Below are 807 nucleotides of genomic sequence, written 5' to 3'. Positions count from 1 at the left end.
AAGAGGTTTGTCTTGACTGTTTCACACAGCTTATGTAATTTATAAAAGTGCTTTTCATTTATGTAAAGCTTTTGAATAGAAGAGGAGTTGCTTATATGATTGAAGAACATCACAAACGAAACGAAGATGATATAGAACAAGAACCTGCTTCGAGGATGTCGAGGAATTCCCGGAAAAAAGCGAAGAAGAGCAAGGAGACGAATCCGTCTGCAGCAAAAGTCAAATCGGTGATGGAGAGTGTGATTGCCGCTTTGTTCCGTTATTTCAGCTTTGTGCTCGATATTTTAAAGTCCCCGGTGCGCACTGCACTTGATTATGACCGGTCTTATTTTAAGTATTCCGTTATTTCAATGACGCTTTTAGCTGTTTTCTTTTCGCTCGGCAACTTTTATCAGCTGCTTGCGGGCCGGGGGAGAATTCTCGGGTTCGGCGTGTCGGTGCCGTTTATGGAAGTGTTTTTGGTTGTGTTTATCTACTGCATGGCTTTCATGTTTTGGATGGCGGCAGCGAGCTGGGCTGTATCGAATTTTATGCTCAGGTATAAAGCTTCATTTTTCGATATCACGGCAAAGTACGGCTCTTTACTGGTTCCGTTTATCGTCCCCGCCGCTCTGTGGATGATTTTCGCGATTATCAACTTCACGGCCGCGACGGTGATTCTCTCGATCGTCATCTTTATGGGATTGACCTTCGGCACTTTTACATTGATTCAATCAATTTATGAAAAAAGCGAAAAACCGCGGTTTGACCTGATGTACTGCGTGTTTACCGTCTTTTTGCTTGAATTGGTATTCGTTGGGGCAACTT

At 43.2% G+C, this 807-nt stretch carries 1 protein-coding gene; it reads left to right on the top strand.

All coding sequences use genetic code 11. The features are described 5' to 3' along the window. Positions 1 to 95: 95 nt before the first annotated feature. A partial coding sequence (locus ACWHAR_RS25705; protein WP_452088258.1) for a hypothetical protein occupies positions 96 to 807 on the top strand: 712 nt, incomplete at its 3' end.

The sequence above is a fragment of the Bacillus sp. LR--39 genome (assembly GCF_053613335.1).
This window is presented reverse-complemented; position numbering and strand designations above follow the sequence as displayed.